Origin of the sequence: Cupriavidus lacunae (genome assembly GCF_003353055.1) — a bacterium.
Classification (GTDB): domain Bacteria; phylum Pseudomonadota; class Gammaproteobacteria; order Burkholderiales; family Burkholderiaceae; genus Cupriavidus; species Cupriavidus lacunae.
The window spans coordinates 34,611-50,839 of the sequence record NZ_QKWJ01000053.1 but is presented as its reverse complement, the minus strand read 5'-3'; the positions used below and the strand labels follow the sequence as shown (position 1 = coordinate 50,839).

Annotated in this window: 13 protein-coding genes; 11 read left to right on the top strand and 2 right to left on the bottom strand. The window is 69.0% G+C overall.

All coding sequences use genetic code 11. The annotated features are described in order from the left end of the window. Window positions 1–274: 274 nt before the first annotated feature. Window positions 275–1,321: a serine/threonine protein kinase gene (locus tag DN412_RS29335; RefSeq protein ID WP_115214774.1), complete on the bottom strand. Its 1,047-nt coding sequence runs from the start codon at window positions 1,319–1,321 to the stop codon at window positions 275–277. An 18-nt stretch (window positions 1,322–1,339) separates the two neighbouring features. Further along, complete coding sequence (locus tag DN412_RS29330; RefSeq protein ID WP_115214773.1) at window positions 1,340–2,920, bottom strand: DEAD/DEAH box helicase; 1,581 nt, start codon at window positions 2,918–2,920, stop codon at window positions 1,340–1,342. Between the two features lie 300 nt (window positions 2,921–3,220). On the opposite strand from DN412_RS29330, the gene DN412_RS29325 reads away from it, so the two are divergent. From DN412_RS29325 to gmhB, 11 genes are all read left to right on the top strand, one after another. Beyond that, window positions 3,221–4,906, top strand: coding sequence for a ClcB-like voltage-gated chloride channel protein (locus tag DN412_RS29325; RefSeq protein WP_115214772.1), 1,686 nt, complete (start codon window positions 3,221–3,223; stop codon window positions 4,904–4,906). Window positions 4,907–5,017: 111 nt separating this feature from the next. Then, window positions 5,018–5,413 (top strand): hypothetical protein, encoded by a 396-nt coding sequence (locus tag DN412_RS29320; RefSeq protein WP_115214771.1) that lies wholly within the window; start codon window positions 5,018–5,020, stop codon window positions 5,411–5,413. A 93-nt stretch (window positions 5,414–5,506) separates the two neighbouring features. Further along, window positions 5,507–6,859, top strand: a complete 1,353-nt coding sequence (gene miaB / locus DN412_RS29315) for a tRNA (N6-isopentenyl adenosine(37)-C2)-methylthiotransferase MiaB (protein ID WP_115214770.1) — start codon at window positions 5,507–5,509, stop codon at window positions 6,857–6,859. Between the two features lie 34 nt (window positions 6,860–6,893). Beyond that, a complete protein-coding gene (locus DN412_RS29310; protein ID WP_115214769.1) occupies window positions 6,894–7,892 on the top strand; it encodes a PhoH family protein in 999 nt (332 codons plus the stop codon). Further along, window positions 7,893–8,639, top strand: a complete 747-nt coding sequence (gene ybeY, locus DN412_RS29305) for an rRNA maturation RNase YbeY (protein ID WP_115214768.1) — start codon at window positions 7,893–7,895, stop codon at window positions 8,637–8,639. Between the two features lie 133 nt (window positions 8,640–8,772). Then, on the top strand, window positions 8,773–9,660 hold the full coding sequence (locus tag DN412_RS29300; RefSeq protein WP_078195326.1) for an HlyC/CorC family transporter: 888 nt from the start codon (window positions 8,773–8,775) through the stop codon (window positions 9,658–9,660). Continuing rightward, window positions 9,657–11,267, top strand: a complete 1,611-nt coding sequence (gene lnt, locus DN412_RS29295; protein WP_115214767.1) for an apolipoprotein N-acyltransferase — start codon at window positions 9,657–9,659, stop codon at window positions 11,265–11,267. The genes DN412_RS29300 and lnt overlap by 4 nt, the downstream gene beginning before the upstream one ends. Window positions 11,268–11,846: 579 nt before the next feature. Next, window positions 11,847–12,797, top strand: a complete 951-nt coding sequence (gene glyQ / locus DN412_RS29290) for a glycine--tRNA ligase subunit alpha (protein ID WP_115214766.1) — start codon at window positions 11,847–11,849, stop codon at window positions 12,795–12,797. Continuing rightward, a complete protein-coding gene (locus tag DN412_RS29285) occupies window positions 12,794–13,426 on the top strand; it encodes a hypothetical protein (RefSeq protein WP_078195323.1) in 633 nt (210 codons plus the stop codon). The genes glyQ and DN412_RS29285 overlap by 4 nt, the downstream gene beginning before the upstream one ends. A gap of 33 nt (window positions 13,427–13,459) precedes the next feature. After that, window positions 13,460–15,583: a glycine--tRNA ligase subunit beta gene (gene glyS / locus DN412_RS29280; protein WP_115214765.1), complete on the top strand. Its 2,124-nt coding sequence runs from the start codon at window positions 13,460–13,462 to the stop codon at window positions 15,581–15,583. 31 nt (window positions 15,584–15,614) lie between these two features. Beyond that, window positions 15,615–16,211: a D-glycero-beta-D-manno-heptose 1,7-bisphosphate 7-phosphatase gene (gene gmhB, locus DN412_RS29275; RefSeq protein ID WP_078195321.1), complete on the top strand. Its 597-nt coding sequence runs from the start codon at window positions 15,615–15,617 to the stop codon at window positions 16,209–16,211. Window positions 16,212–16,229 lie beyond the last annotated feature (18 nt).

Here is a 16,229-nt window from a genome sequence, read left to right as displayed (position 1 = left end):
CGACGATCCCCCCGGTGCTACTGTCCTCTGGCGCGGCTTCCTCGTTTTGCACGAAATCACCGAAATGTATCGGATCTTCCAGAAAAACGAGTAAGCCGCCGGAAGTTGTGGGTAAAGGCAAGCATTTATGGGAGAGGGGCGGGGGAGAGGGCAGGAGTCTCCACGAAGTGAGGCGTCACGATGCTTGTCGAGCGCCTGCCCTCTCCCCCGGCCCCTCTCCCGCAAGCGGGAGAGGGGAGAAAACCAGCGCGGTTCAAGTGCTGTCGCGCAGACCTCAAGCGCCCCACAGGGGCGCTTCGTCCATTAGCGCGACCTGTTCGCGCAGCTCCAGGATGCGGTCCTGCCAGTAACGCGCCGTGCCGAACCACGGGAACGCGGCCGGAAAGGCCGGGTCGGTCCAGCGGCTGGCCAGCCAGGCGCTGTAATGCAGCAGCCGCAGGGTGCGCAGCGCTTCCACCAGCCACAGTTCGCGCGTCTGGAATTCGGCGAAGTCTTCATAGCCGGCGACGATATCGGCCAGCTGGTCCTGCATGGCCGCGCGGTCACCCTCCAGCAGCATCCAGATGTCCTGGATCGCCGGCGCCATGCGGCTGTCATCGAAATCGACGAAATGCGGGCCCGGCGCGCCATGGGTGCCGCCACGGGCGTCGTCCTCGTCGATCCACAGCACGTTGCCGCGATGGCAGTCGCCATGGGTGCGCAGCAGCCGCACCTCGCCGGCACGCTCATAGCAGCGGCGCACGCCATCCAGCGCCAGGTCCGTCACCGACTGCCAGGCGGGCAGCAGGTCGGCGGGAATGCAGCCGCTGGCAAGCAGCCAGTCGCGCGGGGCAATGCCGAAGGTATCGAGATCCAGCGCCGGCCGCGCCTGGTAGGGCTGGGTTGCGCCCAGCGCGTGGATGCGGCCGATAAAGCGGCCGAGCCAGGTCAGCGTGTCGGAGCGGTCCAGCGCGGGCTCGCGCCCGCCGCAGCGGGGGAAGACCGCGACACGGAAGCCCGCGTGATGCAGCAGCGTGCCGGCCTCGCCCGGCGCCAGCACCATGGCCGGCACGGCCGGGATCTCGGCATCGGCCAGCTGTTGCACGAAGGCGTGTTCTTCCAGGATGGCCGCGTCGGTCCAGCGGCCCGGGCGGTAGAACTTGGCGATGACGGGCGCGGCATCTTCGATACCCACCTGCCAGACCCGGTTCTCGTAGCTGTTGAGCGCCAGCAGGCGTCCGTCGGGGCGCAGGCCGGCGCCTTCCAGTGCGTCCAGCATCAGCTCCGGCGTCAGGCCGGCATAAGGAACGCCGGGGTCGGCCGGGGCGTCGGACGCGTGCATGGTGTCGGCCTGTCCCGCTCAGCGCGCCGGCTTGCGGTTGCCGCCGAGCAGCGCGGCCTGCGGTGCCGGACGGCGATTGCGTGCCGGTGCCGGGGCCGCATCATGCGGCTGGCGCGCGGGCTGGGCCGCGGCCCGTTGCTGGCGTGCCGGCTCCTGGCCTTCGCGGCGCGGTGCGGGGTTGCGCGCGCCGCCGGCGGGCTGGGCGCCACGGTTGCCATTGCCGGCACCGTTGCCGCGCTGGCCGCCTTCAGCGGTACGCGTGCGCGGCTGGCCGCCCTGCGCTTGTCGCGGCGCGCCCTGCGCCTCGCGCGCGGGACGCTGGCGCTGGGCGCCCTCGCCTTCATTGCCGGCCGGACGTGCCTGGGCGCGTCCGCGGCCCTGGCCCTGGCCACCGCCGCCGCGTTGCTGGCGGCCCTTCTGGATCGGCTCGGGCGCGATGCTCGGGTCCACTTCGAAGCCCGGCAGCACGGTCTGCTCGAGCTTGCGCTTGATCAGGCGTTCGATATCGCGCAGCAGCGCAATCTCGTCCACGCAGACCAGCGAGATCGCCTCGCCCTCGGCGCCGGCGCGGCCGGTGCGGCCGATGCGGTGCACGTAGTCCTCGGGCACATTGGGCAGGTCGAAGTTGACCACGTGCGGCAGCTGATCGATGTCGATGCCGCGCGCGGCGATATCGGTCGCCACCAGCAGCCGTAGCGTGCCGGCCTTGAATTCCGACAGCGCGCGCGTGCGCGCTGACTGGCTCTTGTTGCCGTGGATCGCCAGTGCCGACAGGCCGTCCTTGGTCAGTTGCTCGGCCAGGCGGTTGGCGCCATGCTTGGTGCGCGTGAACACCAGCACCTGGTGCCAGTCATGCTGGCGCACCAGGTGGGCCAGCAGTTCGCGCTTGCGCTCGCGGTCCACCGGGTAGACGCGCTGGTCCACGGTCTCGGCGGTGGTATTGCGCCGCGCCACCTCGATCGAGGCCGGGTTGTTCAGCAGGCGGTCGGCCAGCGCGCGGATATCGTCCGAGAACGTCGCCGAGAACAGCAGGTTCTGGCGCTTGGCCGGCAGCACGTTGAGGATCTTGCGGATATCGTGGATGAAGCCCATGTCGAGCATGCGGTCGGCTTCATCGAGCACCAGCAGCTCCACCTGGGACAGGTCGATGGTGCGCTGGGACACATGGTCCAGCAGGCGGCCGGGCGTGGCCACGACGATCTCGACGCCGCGCTTGAGCTGTTCGATCTGCGGATTGATGCCGACGCCGCCGAACATCACCATCGAACGCAGGCGCAGGTATTTGCCGTAGTTGCGTACGCTCTCTTCAACCTGGGCGGCCAGTTCGCGCGTGGGAGTCAGCACCAGCGCACGCACTGCGACGCGGCCCGGACGCTGCGCGCCCTGGGCGGCGCGTGCCGCGGATTCAGACAGCAGCTGCAGCATCGGCAGCGTAAAGCCGGCGGTCTTGCCGGTGCCGGTCTGCGCGCCGGCTAGCAGGTCGCCCCCTTTGAGGACGGCGGGAATCGCCTGGGCCTGGATGGGGGTCGGCGTGGTGTAGCCCTGTTCGGCTACGGCACGCACAATCTTGTCGGACAAGCCGAGTTCAGAAAAAGACATGAATTGCTGCTTGGGCCATCGCTGCGCACGCGGTGCGCCAAACGCCGGATGGCTCCTGGTAATCGGATCGGAATCGGAACGCGAACGCCGGGAAGCCGGCCTGGCAGGGCACCGGCCCGCCCGCGAAGGAAAGAGCGGTAGTGTACCAGTCCGGGACAAGCGGGTTCTGCACCGGGTTTGGCCCCGCATGCGCGCTGGCGCACATCGGGTTCGCACAGGTGGCGCTGCGCTATCATGATGACCTCGGCCCGCCCCCCACTCCGCTCCCGCACATGTTCCGCATGTGCCCGGAAAGCCGCCATGCGCTTGCGTTTCCTCGAAGACCAGGAAGTCACCCTGTTCGCGGCCATCCCGGTCGGGATCGTCGCGGCGATCGCCACCACGCTGTTCAAGGAGGCGTTGGAGGGCGCGGGTGTCGTCCTGTTTTCCAGCCATGCCGACGTGGTGGCCGTGTTCGCCACGCTGGCGCTGGCGTGGCGCGTGGTGGTGCCGGCCGTGGGCGGCGCGCTGGCGGGCGGCCTGCTGGTGCTGGCCAATCGCCTGGCGGGCAGCCACGGCGGCGCCACCGACTACATGGAAGCGGTGGCCAACGGCAGCGGCCGCCTGCCGGTGCGGATCACCCTGCTGCGCGCGCTCTCGTCGTTCTTCTCGATCGTCAGCGGCAGCTCGGTCGGCAAGGAAGGCGCGATGATCCAGCTGGCGGCGCTGTGCGGCTCGCTGTTCCCGTCGACCCGGCTGGAGCGCGGCGGCGGCTCGAACATGCGCCGCATGCTGACCGCCTGCGGTGCCGCGGCGGGCCTTGCCACCGTCTACCACACCCCATTTTCCGCCGCCGTCTTCGTCGCCGAAGTGGTGTTCGGGGCACTGGCCGTGCAGCGCCTGATGCCGCTCTTCCTGGCCTCGGTGGCCGGCGCCATGGTCAGCCAGTGGCACGGCGGCCTGCAGCCGCTCTACCCCGGCCTGGATATCGCCCCCGACCTGCGCCCGCACATCCTGCTGGCCGCGGCCGCGCTGGGCGTGGCCGCCGGCATCGCGGGCGCGCTGTTCATGCGCGCGGCGGGCTTTGCGCGCAGCCGCTTTGCGGCGGTGCCGGGCGGCCCAGTGGCACGGCTGACGCTGGGCGGCGCGCTGGTCGGCGTGCTGGCGATGGCGGTGCCGGAGGTCGTCGGCAACGGCTATTCCACCATCCAGACCATCCTGCAGGAGCAGCCGCTGAGCGTGCCGGTGGCCGGCGTGCTGCTGGCCAAGCTGGCGGCCACGGTAATCAGCATGGGCTCGGGGGCGGTCGGCGGCGTGTTCACGCCGTCGCTGTTCGTGGGCGCGGCGCTGGGCCAGTTGCTGGCCATCGGCATGCAGGGCACGGCGGCCGGCGCGGCGCCGCTGCTGCCGCTGGTGGGCATGAGCGCCTTCCTGGCGGCGACCAGCCAGGCGCCGCTGATGTCGGTGCTGATGGTGTTCGAGATGACGCTCGCGCCCGCGCTGCTGCTGCCGTCGATGATCGGCGCGGTGGCGGCGTACTACACGGCATCGCGCTGCCAGACGCTGTCGCTGTACAGCGTGATCGCCGAACGCGCGCAGGCCTCGGCCGCCGCCGATCATGCCCGCACGCTGACGCTGGCCGGGCTGTGCGACCCGACCGATACGGTGCTCGACCCGAACGCTACGCTGGCGGCCGCCGCCGACAAGTTTGCCGAGACCGGCACGCGCTACCTCTACCTGGTGGAACCGGACGGCCGCCTGCTGGGCGCGCTGTCGATCCATGCGCTGCAGCGCGCCCAGCGCGAGGGCGCGCCGGACGATGTGGTGGCGCTGGCCGAGCGCGACTTCCCGGCGCTGACCCCGGACTCGCGGCTGCGCGATGCCCTGGCGGTGTTTGCCGAGCACGGCATCAACCGCATTCCGCTGGTGCGCGACGGTGCCGGCCGCGAACTGATGGGCACGGTGTCCAAGCAGCGTGTGCTGCAAGAAGCATCCTGTCTGTTCTGAGGCTGGTCGAGCTGGCGTACCGGCCAGGCCCCGAGCGGGGTAAAATGCCAAGTTGCGCCCGCCTTCGGGCCATTCCCCCATCGCATTGCTTTATTTGTCGGAGTTCTCTCCATGCCAGCAGGTCGTGATACGCGCCTCGGGGCGCCGGAGTCCGTGCAACCCAAGCGCACGCGCAAGCTGTGGGCCGGGCTGGCCTGCGGCGCTGCCTTGCTGCTGGGCGCGGCAAGCGCGCTGGCGCAACCGGTGCGTGTGATCCCGGACGATGCCCAGGCGGCCAGGCTGGTCATCGCCACGCCGTCTGCCGGTGCGCCGCAGACGGCCACGCTCGATGGCAAGACCGTCGGCGTGGCGCCCGGCCTGCGCCTGTTTGGCACCGACAACCAGTTGCTGGCCAGCGCCGCGGTGGCGGGCCAGAAGCTGCCGGTGCGGTACAAGCTGGACCTGTACGGCCAGCTGCTGACCGCCTGGGTGCTGAGCGAGCCGGAACAGAAGGCGCTGAAAAAATAACCGTGACCCCGGAAGTGCGACCGGCGTGCCCCACGCGCCGGCCGTGTTGTTGCAACTCCCTGATGCCCCCAGGTCAACCACTGAGATCGGCATATGAAGAAAGTTTTCGTCAAGACGTACGGCTGCCAGATGAACGAGTACGACTCGGACAAGATGGTCGACGTACTCAACGCCAGCCAGGGGCTGGAACCCACTGACAACGTCGAAGACGCCGACGTGATCCTGTTCAACACCTGCTCGGTGCGCGAGAAGGCGCAGGAGAAGGTGTTCTCGGAACTGGGCCGGATGAAGGCGCTCAAGGCCGTCAAACCCGACCTGGTGATCGGCGTGGGCGGCTGCGTGGCCAGCCAGGAAGGCGCCAGCATCGTCTCGCGCGCGCCGTATGTCGACGTGGTGTTCGGTCCGCAGACGCTGCACCGCCTGCCCGACCTGATCGCGCGGCGCCAGCGTACCGGCCAGTCGCAGGTGGACATCTCCTTCCCCGAGATCGAGAAGTTCGACCACCTGCCGCCGGCGCGCGTGGACGGCCCGAGCGCCTTCGTCTCGATCATGGAAGGCTGCTCCAAGTACTGCAGCTACTGCGTGGTGCCCTACACCCGCGGCGAGGAAGTGTCGCGCCCGTTCGAGGACGTGCTGGCCGAAGTCGCCGGCCTGGCCGAGCAAGGCGTGCGAGAAGTCACGCTGCTGGGCCAGAACGTCAATGCCTACCGCGGCAAGATGGGCGACACCACCGAGATCGCCGACTTTGCGCTGCTGATCGAATACGTGGCCGAGATCCCCGGCATCGAGCGCATCCGCTACACCACCAGTCACCCGAAGGAATTCACCTCGCGCCTGGTCGAGCTGTACGGCCGCTGCGACAAACTGGTCAACCACCTGCACCTGCCGGTGCAGCACGCGTCCGACCGCATCCTGATGGCGATGAAGCGCGGCTACAGCGTGCTGGAGTACAAGAGCATCATCCGCAAGCTGCGCGTGCTGCGCCCGGACATGTCGATGTCGTCGGACTTTATTATCGGCTTCCCCGGCGAGACCGATGCCGACTTCGACAAGCTGATGGCGATGATCGAGGAGATCGGCTACGACACCTCGTTCTCGTTCATCTTCAGCCCGCGCCCGGGCACGCCCGCGGCCAACCTGCACGACGACACCCCGCACGAGGTCAAGCTGCGCCGGCTGCAGCGGCTGCAGGCCACCATCGAGGAGAACGTGCAGCGCATCAGCCAGAACATGGTCGGCACGGTGCAGCGCATCCTGGTGGAAGGCCCGGCGCGCAAGGACCCGACCGAGCTGCACGGCCGCACCGAGAACAACCGCGTGGTCAACTTCGCGCTGCCGGGCGTGCCTCAGGCCGGCCGCGACCGGATGGTCGGCCAGCTGGTCGATGTCAGCATCACGCAGGCGTTCCCGCACTCGCTGCGCGGCGAGATCGTGGTGCGCCAGTAATCCAGTCAGCACCAAGCGAGGCCATCGCCAACCGATGAAAATCCCTTCCGCAGAATTCGTCGCCCCCAAGGACGACAACACCCGGCTGCAGAACCTGTGCGGGCCGCTCGACGAAAACCTGCGCCAGATCGAGCAGGCGCTGGACGTGAACATCCAGCGCCGCGGCCACCGCATGACGGTGCGCGGCGGCAATGCGCAGGACGCCGCGATGGCGCTGGAGCGCTTCTACAACCAGGCGCGCACGCCGCTGTCGATCGACGACGTGCAGCTGGGCCTGGTGGAAACGCGCCAGCTCAGCGCCCATGGCAGCTACCTGCCCGGCAACGGCGACGATGTCGGGGATCGCGAGGCCGGCGACGAATCGCCGGTACTGCACACCCGCCGCACCGGCCTGCAGGGCCGCACCGTGGCGCAGCGTGACTACCTGCGCAATGTCCTGTCGCACGACCTGACGCTGGGTGTGGGGCCGGCCGGCACCGGCAAGACCTACCTGGCGGTGGCGTGCGCCGTCGATGCGCTGGAGCGCGACGCGGTCAAGCGCATCGTGCTGACGCGCCCGGCGGTGGAGGCCGGCGAACGCCTGGGCTTCCTGCCCGGCGACCTGGCGCAGAAGGTCGACCCGTACCTGCGGCCGCTGTACGACGCGCTGTATGACCTGCTCGGCTTCGACCGCACGCAGAAGATGTTCGAGCGGCAGATGATCGAGATCGCGCCGCTGGCTTATATGCGCGGGCGCACGCTGAACCACGCCTTCATCATCCTGGACGAGGCGCAGAACACCACGCCCGAGCAGATGAAGATGTTCCTCACGCGCATCGGCTTTGGCTCCAGGGCCGTGATCACCGGCGACACCACCCAGATCGACCTGCCCCGCGGGCAGAAGAGCGGCCTGGTGGAGGCGCTGCACGTGCTGCGCGACGTGCGCGGCATCGCCTGCACCCGCTTTACCAGCATCGATGTGGTGCGCCATCCGCTGGTGGCGCGCATTGTCGATGCCTATGACGAATACCACGCCCAGCATAAGGACGCTTAATTGAAACCGCAGAAATCCAAGTCTTCCGGCGTGAGCCTGATCCTGTTCGACGGCGACGGCCGCGCGCGCAAGAGCGCCGCGCACGCGCTGCGCGTGCAACTGCCCGATGGCCGCAGCCTGACGCTGGACCTGTCGCAGGCCGCCGACGGCGTGGTGGCGCTGCTGGCCGAGCACACCGACACCAACCAGCAGGCCGGCCTGCTGGTGCGCCCGGACAACCATGACGCGCTGTCGGTGGCCGTGACCGCCACGCCGCTGACCACCACCACCGGCACCCCGGCCACGCCGCCGGCGCTGGAACTGGACGTGCAGCACGGCGACGGCGTCGGCAAGGCCGACGGCCTGCCGGCGCGCCGCAAGATCGAAACCTGGGTCAAGTCCGCGCTGTACGCCGATGCCGTGCTGACCATCCGCTTTGTCGGCGAGGAAGAAGGCCGCACGCTGAACCGCACCTATCGCGGCAAGGACTACGCCACCAACGTGCTGACCTTTGCCTATGCCGAGAACGAGGCCGACCCGGTCACGGGCGATATCGTGCTGTGCTGCCCGGTGGTGCAAGCCGAGGCGCGCGAGCAGCGCAAGCCGCTGGAGGCGCACTATGCCCACCTGATCGTGCACGGCGTGCTGCATGCGCAGGGCTACGAGCACGAGGAAGACGCCGAGGCCGAGGAAATGGAAGCGATCGAAACCGAGACGCTGCAGGCCCTTGGCCACGCCGACCCTTACCGCGACGACCGCGCCGCGTGATTCCGCTGTCACAGGCGGCGCCGGTCGAGCGCCGCCTGCTGCACATAACCATGTCAGCGGCCGCCTGCCGTCACGGGACGGTCAGGCTTTTAGTGTATCCTTCAGACGATCTCCACCACGCGCTCGCCGCGAAATGAACGACCCCTATCCCAGTTCGAAGCCCGCTTACCTGAAGCAGGCCGATCGGCCCAGATCGCTTCTCGAACGCCTGTCAGACCTGATTTCCCCCGAGCCGGACACCCGCGCGGAATTGCTCGAAGTGCTCCAGGAAGCGCATGAGCGCAACCTGATCGACGCCGACTCGCTGTCGATGATCGAGGGCGTGTTCCAGGTCTCCGAACTGACCGCCGGCGACATCATGGTGCCGCGCGCGCAGATGGATATGGTCAATATCGCGGACGCCCCGGAGGCGTTCATTCCCTTCATGCAGCAGACGGCGCACTCGCGCTTTCCGGTCTACGAAGGCAGCCGGGACAACATCATCGGCATCCTGCTCGCCAAGGACCTGCTGCGCTATTACACCGATCCCGCCTTCGACCTGCGCGAGACCCTGCGCCCGGCGGTGTTCATCCCCGAATCCAAGCGCCTGAACATCCTGCTGCGCGAGTTCCGCATCAACCGCAACCATATCGCCATGGTCGTCGACGAGTACGGCGGCGTGGCCGGGCTGGTGACGATCGAGGACGTGCTGGAGCAGATCGTGGGCGATATCGAGGATGAATTCGACCTGGACGAAGACCAGGACAACATCCTGCCGATGCCCGACGGCAGCTGGCGCGTGCACGGCCTGACCGAGATCGCGCAGTTCAACGAGGCCTTCGGCACCGGCTTCTCCGACCACGATGTCGACACCGTGGGCGGGCTGCTGTCCAACCACGTGGGCCACGTGCCCCACCGCGGCGAGGTCATCACCCTGCCGCCGATCCGCTTCGAGGTGCTGCGCGCCGACGCGCGGCAGGTGCACCTGCTGCAGGTACACCGCGAATCCAACGGCGACAACGCGGGCGCGGCCGGCGCATGAAGCGTTCCGCCCCGATCCTGAACGGCGCCGCCGCTGCCGACGCCGGCACGACGGGCGTGCCTGGCACGCGCGCGCACTCGCGCACGGCGGCCATGGTGCGGCTGCTGCTGGCCGGCGTGCTCGGCATCGCCCATACGCAAGCCTTTGCCCCGCATGACTGGTGGTGGCTGCAGATCCTGTCGCTGGCCGGCCTGGCCGCGCTGATGGCCGACGCGCCGCGCGCGCGCGCGGCCGCCGCCACCGGCTATGCCTTCGGGCTGGGCTGGTTCCTGTCCGGCATCTGGTGGCTCTATATCAGCATGCACGTCTACGGCGAGATGCCGGCGTGGATGGCTGCGCTGGCGGTGGTGCTGTTCTCGGGCTTCCTGTCGCTCTACCCGGCGCTGGCCGGCGCGCTGTGGCATCGGCTGACGGCGCGGCTGCACAGGGCCACGCTGCTGGCGCCGCTGGCGTTCGGCGCCGCCTGGGGGCTGACGGAATGGCTGCGCGGCGTGGTGTTCACCGGCTTCCCGTGGCTGTCGGGCGGCTATGCCCATACCGACAGCCCGCTGGCGGGCTTCGCGCCGCTGGCTGGCGTCTATGGCATCGGCGCGCTGGCGGCAGCGGTGGCTGCCTTGCTGGCGGCCGCCGCGCGCGGACTGGGCCGTGGCGAACGCGGCCGGGCGCTGGGCGCATTGGCGCTGGCACTGGTGCTGCCCGCCGCGGGCGCCGCGCTGGCGCCGCTGGCCTGGACCACGCCGGCCGGCAAGCCGCTCTCGGTGCGGCTGCTGCAAGGCAACGTGGCCCAGGACATCAAGTTCGAACCCGCCGGCATCCAGCGGTCGATCGAGCTGTACCGCGACATGATCACCGCCGCGCCGGCCGACCTGGTGGTCACGCCCGAGACCGCGTTCCCGGTCATCCTGCAAGACCTGCCGGTCGACGTTGCCGTGGCCGTGCGCGACTACGCGCTGGCCAGCGGCACCACCGTGCTGTTCGGCGCCGCGGGCGCCGATTCGCCGGTCGACTTCACCAACAGCGTGTTCGGCCTGGGCCCGGAAACCGAGCGCCTGTACCGCTATAACAAGCACCACCTGGTGCCGTTCGGCGAATTCATCCCGCTGGGCTTCCGCTGGTTCGTCGACATGATGAAGATGCCGCTGGGCGACTTCCGCCGCGGCGGGCTCGACCAGGCTTCGCTGCCGGTGCGCGGCGTGCGCGTGGCGCCCAATATCTGCTACGAGGATCTGTTCGGCGAGGAGATCGCGCAGACGCTGCGCCAGCAGCCGGTGCCGGCCAACGTCCTTGCCAACCTGACCAACCTGGCATGGTTCGGCGACACCATTGCGCTGGACCAGCATCTGCAGATTTCGCGCATGCGGGCGCTGGAAACGCGCCGGCCGATGCTGCGCTCGACCAATACCGGCATGACCGCGGTAGTGCGCCCGGACGGCACGGTGCAGCAGCGCCTGGCGACCTTCACGGTCGGCACGCTGGCGGCCGAAGTGCAAGGCATGCAGGGGCTGACGCCCTATATCCGCTGGGGCAATGCGCCGGTGCTGGCGCTGTTTGCGCTGGTGCTGGGGATGGCCGCCTGGCGCGTGCGCAAGGTGCGCAGCACAGGCTGAGGGCACAGGGAGAAGCAGGCACCGGACGCGGCGGGATCGCCGCCGCAGGCCCGGTGCCGGTCGTGGCGCGTCAGGTCAGCGCCGGCCGGTTCAGTTCAGCAGCCCGGTCGCCACGGACACGGTGGCCGCGGCGATCATGACCGCGATTGCGACCAGGTAAGGTTTGCGAGAAAGAAGTGCCATGATCCAAAGTCCCCATCAATAATCAGTTACCGACAAACGGCTACCGCGGTGCCAGCCAGCAGCCGCCGTGCCCGCCATGCCGGCACGGACTGTCAATCGCAACGCTCTGAAACGGGTTGCTTGTTCATACTGTATACAAAAACGTTATCGGCCAGCAGTAGCCAAACCTGAAATCGGCCTCAGTATTTTCCCGATGCGTTGCGCAGGACCGACATTGCCGGACGTCCTCCTCCATCGGTGCGTGCCCTGTCCAGCCCCGGCAAACGGGGCGCCCTGCCAAAAAGCCGATAGAATTCGGGGTTTGGCAAAATCCGTATGCGGCGGCTCCGGCACGCGCTGTGCGGCCTGCATGTCGGGCGGGCGCGACCCCGCCCGGTGCCTCTACCTAGTCTTCATATGCTGACCTTCCAACAAATGATTCTGACCCTGCAGGCCTACTGGGACCGGCAGGGCTGCGCGCTGTTGCAACCCATCGATCTGGAGGTCGGCGCCGGCACTTCCCACGTACACACCTTCCTGCGCGCGATCGGACCCGAGCCCTGGCGTGCCGCCTACGTGCAGCCGTCGCGCCGCCCCAAGGACGGCCGCTACGGCGAGAACCCCAACCGCCTGCAGCACTACTACCAGTACCAGGTGGTGCTCAAGCCCGCGCCGGAAAACATCCTGGAGCTGTACCTGGGCTCGCTCGAGGCGCTCGGCCTGGACCTGAAGCAGAACGACATCCGCTTCGTCGAGGACGACTGGGAGAATCCCACGCTGGGCGCCTGGGGCCTGGGCTGGGAAGTCTGGCTCAACGGCATGGAAGTGACGCAGTTCACCTACTTCCAGCAGGTCGGCGGCATCGACTGCAAGCCCATCACCGGCGAGATCACCTACGGCATCGAACGGCTGGCGATGTACCTGCAGAAGGTCGAGAACGTCTACGACCTGGTCTGGACCGAGTGGGTCGAGAACGGCGAGACGCGCCGCCTGACCTATGGCGACGTGTACCACCAGAATGAAGTCGAGCAGTCGACCTACAACTTCGAGCACAGCAACACTGAAATCCTGTTCCGCCATTTCGCCGAGCACGAAGGCGAGGCCAAGCGGCTGATGGGCAATGGCGAAGGCGCCGAGGCAGGCCAGGCCGCCGGCACGCGCCTGGCGCTGCCCGCCTATGAACAGCTGCTCAAGGCCGCCCACACCTTCAACCTGCTCGATGCGCGCGGCGCGATCTCGGTGACCGAGCGCGCAGCGTATATCGGCCGCATCCGCAACCTGTCGCGCCAGGTGGCGCAGGCCTACTACGACTCGCGCGAAGCCCTGGGCTTCCCGATGTGCGGCAATAGCGGCGGAGCCCGGGCATGACGCTGCTGGCGCGCAGCGCGCTGTGCTGCGCCATGGCCCTCGCCGCGCTGGCCGCGGCGGGCAACGCCATCGGCGCGCGTGCGCAGGCGGCACCCAGCGCGCAGGCGCTGATGCTGCCCGCCGAACTGAGCAACGTGTGCGAGGCCGACCCGCAGGCGCTGCAGCTGGCCATGGCGCGTCAATGGCGCCCGTCGCTGAACGCGCTCGACCAGTGGACGCAGCTGGTACGCTCGTTCTCGTGCGACCTGTCCGGCCAGCGCGACCTGGGCTGGCACCGCGTGCCGCTGCGCGCCTATGAAAGCGCGATCCGCTACCCGCTGACCTGGGTGGAGATGGAAACCCACAACGGCCGCACCCGCCGCACGGTCAAGACGTACTACTCGGCCGCGCAGCTGCCGCCGAAGATCGACTTCTGGGTGGGCGGGCGCATCGACGAGATCCGCTACGACAAGCGCCTGCGCCGCATCGACGCGCGCTTCCCGGCTGCGGGCAGCCGCGGCGGCAGCAACGGCGCGGCCAGCGCCGCGGCGGCAGCGCAATGCGCCTACACCACGCTGCAATTCCGGCAACAGAACGGCCTGTGGCTGCTGTCCGGAGTGGAACCTAATCTTTCGCCGCGCTGCTCATAAGCGGCGCGCGCCACAACCTGTTGGATACGATTCATGTCGCAACCCATGACCGACTCGCTGCTGATCGAACTGTTCACCGAAGAGCTGCCCCCCAAGGCGCTGGCGCGCCTGGGCGACGCCTTCGCGCAGGGCCTGTTCGCCGGCCTGGGCGAGCGCGACCTGCTTGAGCCGGGCGCCACCGTGACGCCGTTCGCCACCCCGCGCCGCCTGGCCGCGCTGGTATCCGGTGTGCGCCGCAGCGCGCCGGACCGCGAGCAGCGCGAGAAGGTCCTGCCGCTGTCGGTGGCACTGGACGCCAAGGGCGAGCCCACCGCGCCGCTGGCCAAGAAGCTGGCCGCGCTGGCCAAGTCGGTCGGCGTCGCCGAGATCGACTGGCAGTCGCTCGAGCGCGCCTCCGACGGCAAGGCCGAGGCGTTCTTCTACCGCTACACCGCACGCGGCGCCGAACTGGCTGCCGGCCTGCAGGCGGCGCTGGAAGACACCATCGCCAGGCTGCCGATTCCCAAGGTCATGAGCTACCAGCGCCCGGACGGCAGCACGGTGCATTTCGTGCGGCCGGCGCACAGCCTGATCGCGTTGTTCGGCGCCGAGATCCTGCCGGTGACGCTGCTGGGGCTGCAGGCCAGCAACCTGACCCAGGGCCACCGCTTCCTGTCGCATGGCGCGATCGAGATCGCGCACGCCAATGACTACGCGCAGCAGCTGGAGTCCGCCGGCCGCGTGGTCGCCAGCTATGCCGAGCGCCGCGAGCGCATGCGCACCGCGCTGCTCAAGGAAGCCGGCGCCGACCAGGTGATCATGCCCGAGTCGCTGCTCGATGAAGTCAATTCGCTGGTGGAATGGCCGGTGGTCTATGCCTGCCATTTCGAGGAAGCCTTCCTGGCGGTGCCGCAGGAATGCCTGATCCTGACCATGCAGACCAACCAGAAGTACTTCGCGCTGACCGATGCCGATGGCCACCTGCGCAACCGCTTCCTGATCGTGTCGAACCTGGCCACTGAGACGCCGCAGTCGATCATCACCGGCAACGAGCGCGTGGTGCGCCCGCGCCTGGCCGATGCCAAGTTCTTCTTCGACCAGGACCGCAAGAAGACCCTGGCCTCGCGCGTGCCGCAGCTGGCCAGCGTGGTCTACCACAACAAGATCGGCACCCAGCTGGACCGCGTGCAGCGCCTGCAGCAGATCGCCGGCCATATCGCCGATGCGCTCAACGCCGCCGGCGTGCCCACCGACAAGGCCGCCGCGATGCGCGGCGCCGAGCTGGCCAAGGCCGACCTGCTGACCGACATGGTGGGCGAGTTCCCCGAGCTGCAGGGCACCATGGGCACGTACTACGCCCGCCACGACGATGAAGCCGAGGACGTGGCGCTGGCCTGCTCCGAACACTACCGTCCGCGGTTTGCCGGCGACGCACTGCCCGCGGGCGCGGTCAGCACCGCCGTGGCGCTGGCCGACAAGCTCGAGACGCTGGTCGGGATCTGGGGCATCGGCCTGCAGCCCACCGGCGAGAAGGACCCGTTCGCGCTGCGCCGCCACGCGCTGGGCATCCTGCGCATGCTGATCGAGAAGCCGCTGGCGCTGTCGCTGACGTCGCTGCTGGCGCTGACGCAGCAGGCGTTTGCCGGCATCGCTGCGGTCAAGCCGGCGCCCGAAGCCATCATCGACTTCCTGTACGACCGCGTGCGCGGCTACCTGAAGGACAAGGGCTACACCACCAATGAGGTCGAGGCCGTGGTCAGCCTGCGCCCGGACCAGCTCCATGACATCCTGGGCCGCATGGAAGCAGTGCGCACCTTTGCCGCGCTGCCCGAGGCCGAGGCCCTGGCCGCCGCCAACAAGCGCATCACCAACATCCTGCGCAAGAACACCGAGCCGGTCGGCGCTGTCGATCCGGCGCTGTTCCAGGAAGACGCCGAAGGTGCGCTGCACGCCGCCATCGAGCGCGTGCGCCCCACCGTGGAAGCGGCCTTCGCCAGCGGCGACTTCAGCGCCGCGCTGCGCGACCTGGCCCAGTTGCGCGACGCCGTCGACCGCTTCTTCAACGACGTCATGGTGATGGCCGAGGACGCGCAGCTGCGCGCCAACCGCCTGGCGCTGCTGGCTTCGCTGCATGCGATGGCCAACCGCGTGGCCGACATCTCCAAGCTGGCCGCCTGAGCGCCGCCCACAGCCATAGCCGGAGCCGCACATGCCGCAGACGCCGCCCAAGTTTGTCATCCTGGACCGCGACGGGGTGGTCAACCTCGACAGCGACCAGTTCATCAAGACCCCTGATGAGTGGGTGCCGATCGACGGCAGCCTGGAAGCCATCGCCGCGCTGAACCAGGCGGGCTACCGCGTGGTCATCGCCAGCAACCAGTCCGGCATCGGCCGCGGGCTGTTCGAGATGAGCGCGCTCAACGCCATGCACGAGAAGATGCACACCTCGCTGGCGCGCGTGGGCGGGCGCGTCGATGCGGTGTTCTTCTGCCCGCATACCGCCGCGGACGGCTGCGAGTGCCGCAAGCCCAAGCCGGGCATGCTGGAGCAGATCAGCGAGCGCTTCGGCATCGAGTTGCGCGGCGTGCCGATCGTGGGCGATTCGCTGCGCGACCTGGAAGCCGGCGTGGCAGTCGGCTGCGCACCGCACCTGGTACGCAGCGGCAAGGGCCTGAAGACGCTCGACAAGGGCGGCCTGCCGCCCGGCACGCAGGTGCACGACGACCTGCGCGCGTTTGCGCGCTGGCTGACCGGCAACGGCGGCGGGCAACGCCCGCCTGCCCAGAGCGCCCACGGCGCCGGCTGAGCGCCCGCCCCCATTCCC